Raw genomic sequence first — 2,478 nt, 5'->3', positions numbered from 1 at the left:
GCGCTGCGGCTCCGCTGGCACCTGCGTGCCAGTGGACAGCGCGAACGGGCTCAGGCTGCGACTGAGCCGCGCCCTGCAAGGGTGACAACGCAGTGGGCTCCTGCCCACAAGGCGGAGCAACGCCGCATGGCGCGTCGAGCACGGTGCAATCGGGTGCATAGCGCTGTCACCCGGAAGGTGTACGCAAGCTAAGAGGGACAAGTCAATGTGCATGCGGCTTTCCTGAAGTTTGCGAGCGGTCAACTGCTGTTTCTAGGTTTAAACCGTGAACGGGTACTCGCGCAGCAGTTCCATCGCGCGCTGCCCCCGCTCTCCGAGGAAAAAATCATGGATAAAAGGATGCGGAAAGGCAATCACCTCCTTGGGCGACGCATTGACGATGACCTTCTGCTCGGCCAGCACGGCGATGCGTGTGCTCAGCTCAAACAGCGTGTCCAGGTCGTGCGTGACCATCACCACCGTGAGCCCCAGGTCGCGGTGCAGCGAGCGCAGCAGCGCGCAAAAGCTGTCGGAACTGTCCGGGTCCAGCCCGGAGGTCGGCTCGTCGAGCAACAGCAGCGGCGGGTCCATGATCAGCGCGCGCGCCAGCGCCACCCGCTTGATCATGCCGCCCGACAAATCGCTGGGCATCTTGTAGGCCGCGTCGGCGCCCAGCCCGACCATCTGCAGCTTGACCAGGGCCGTTTCATGAATCAGCGCACTGGGCAGGGTCTTGAGCTCGCGCAGCGGAAAGGCAATGTTCTCCAGCACCGTGAAGGCCGAAAACAGCGCGCCATGCTGGAACAGCATGCCGACACGGCTGGCCGCGCCGTGTTTGCCAAGCTCGGCCGCCGGCTTGCCCAGCACGGTGATCTCGCCTTGCGTGGGCTGCGCCAGCCCCAGTATCTGGCGCAGCAGCACCGTCTTGCCGGTGCCCGAGCAGCCGACCAGCGACATCACCTCACCGCGTTCAACGCTCAGGTCCAGGTCTTTGTGCACCACGGTTTTCTTGTCGCCATCCTGGAAGACGGTCCACAGCCGGCGGATTTCGACGACAGGATCGCTCATGTTTTCAGCCTCTGACGCCTACGCTTTTGAACAGCACCGCGAACAAGGCATCGACCAGAATCACCACCGTGATGGACGTCACCACCGAAGCCGTGGTGCCGCGGCCCAGGCTCTCGGTGTTGGGCTTGACGCGCAGGCCGAAATGGCAGCCGATCAGCGCAATCAACACGCCAAACACCACCGACTTGCCCGTCGCCAGAAACAGGTTGGCGGCCTTGACCGCGCCAGGCAGTGAATTGATGAAAAACGAAGGGGTGACGTCCATGGCGATGTCGGATGCCAGCATGCCCCCCAGCAGCGCGGCCAGGGTGGTCCACACGCTGATCAGCGGCATCACCACGGCCAGCGCCATGGCGCGCGGCATCACCAGCCGGTAGCCACGCGCAATGCCCATCACGCGCATGGCATCCAGTTCTTCCGTCACACGCATCACGCCGATCTGCGCGGTGATCGCCGAGCCGGAGCGCCCGGCAATCAGGATGGCGGCCAGCACCGGCCCGAGCTCGCGAATCAGTGAAATACCCAGGATGTTCACAATGAAAGCATCGGCCCCGAACTGGCGCAGCTGCTGCGAGATCAAATAGGCCAGCACCACGCCAATCAGAAAGCCCACCAGCGCGGTGATCGGCAAGGCGGTGGCGCCAATGTGAAACAAGTGGCCCGAGACATCGCGCCACGGCCCATCCTGCGGATGCCGGGCCAGCCGGACCAGGTCCAGCAGCAACTGGCCAATCAGGCGCATCAGCCCCCCGACATGGTCGACGATCTGAAGCAGTGTGCCGCCAAAGGCGTGGTAGCGGTCTTTCCAGCCGGGGTGCACGACGGGAGGCCGGACCATGCTGAACTGGGCCACCCGCTCCAGCACGACGCGCTGCGCGGGCAGCACCTGGAGTTTTTCAGGCCATCGCCGCCCCCAGTGGTCCCATAGCACCTGCGCGCCCAGGTGGTCGAGCTGCCCGATCTGGCGCAAATCCCACTGGGGTGCCTGGTAGGCAGTGCCACCAAGCGCCTGCAAACTGGCCATCAGGGCCTCCCACACCGGGCGGGCGGTCAGCTCTGCCGCCGTCCACACACCCAGCACGGCGCAGCACGGTCCTTCGGGCGTGTCTTGCCGGGCTATGCGCGGCACCAGACCGCGCGCCGCAAAATCTTCCTGAGGATGCTTGGGGTCGATGGCAGTCACCGCTTTCAAGTGAAACAGGCGGGCAGGTTAGGGCCTGTTCACACTAATTGTGGAGGTGCGAAGGGGTTCCATCGGGCGCAAATCAAGGCGCCCGCCGCCGCCCGCACTGATGTGCGGGCAAGGTGGGCAACGCCGAGTTGCGCCCGATGGGACCCCTTCCCTTCGGGTTGCGATCAAAAAGGCCATGCGCGGCGTTGCAAAGCCTTGTCGGGGGCCTACCCCGACGGCGTTTTGCGCCTTGCTCATGG

2 protein-coding genes are annotated in these 2,478 nt (G+C 64.6%); both read right to left on the bottom strand.

All coding sequences use genetic code 11. From position 1 onward, the window contains the following. Positions 1–258 precede the first annotated feature (258 nt). Positions 259–1,047, bottom strand: a complete 789-nt coding sequence (locus tag V6M61_RS05175; protein ID WP_332775502.1) for an ABC transporter ATP-binding protein — start codon at positions 1,045–1,047, stop codon at positions 259–261. A gap of 4 nt (positions 1,048–1,051) precedes the next feature. Beyond that, positions 1,052–2,230, bottom strand: a complete 1,179-nt coding sequence (locus tag V6M61_RS05170) for an MlaE family ABC transporter permease (protein ID WP_332775501.1) — start codon at positions 2,228–2,230, stop codon at positions 1,052–1,054. Between the last annotated feature and the right edge of the window lie 248 nt (positions 2,231–2,478).

The sequence above is a fragment of the Polaromonas sp. genome (assembly GCF_036676035.1).
Taxonomy (GTDB): domain Bacteria; phylum Pseudomonadota; class Gammaproteobacteria; order Burkholderiales; family Burkholderiaceae_C; genus Polaromonas.
Note: the sequence above shows the minus strand (reverse complement) of the source record. Positions and strands in the feature narration are given on the sequence as shown.

Coding starts and splice junctions, on each gene's coding strand:
- V6M61_RS05175 (WP_332775502.1), bottom strand. CDS start 1,047: ATGAGCGATCCTGTCGTCGAAATCCGCCGGCTGTGGACCGTCTTCCAG.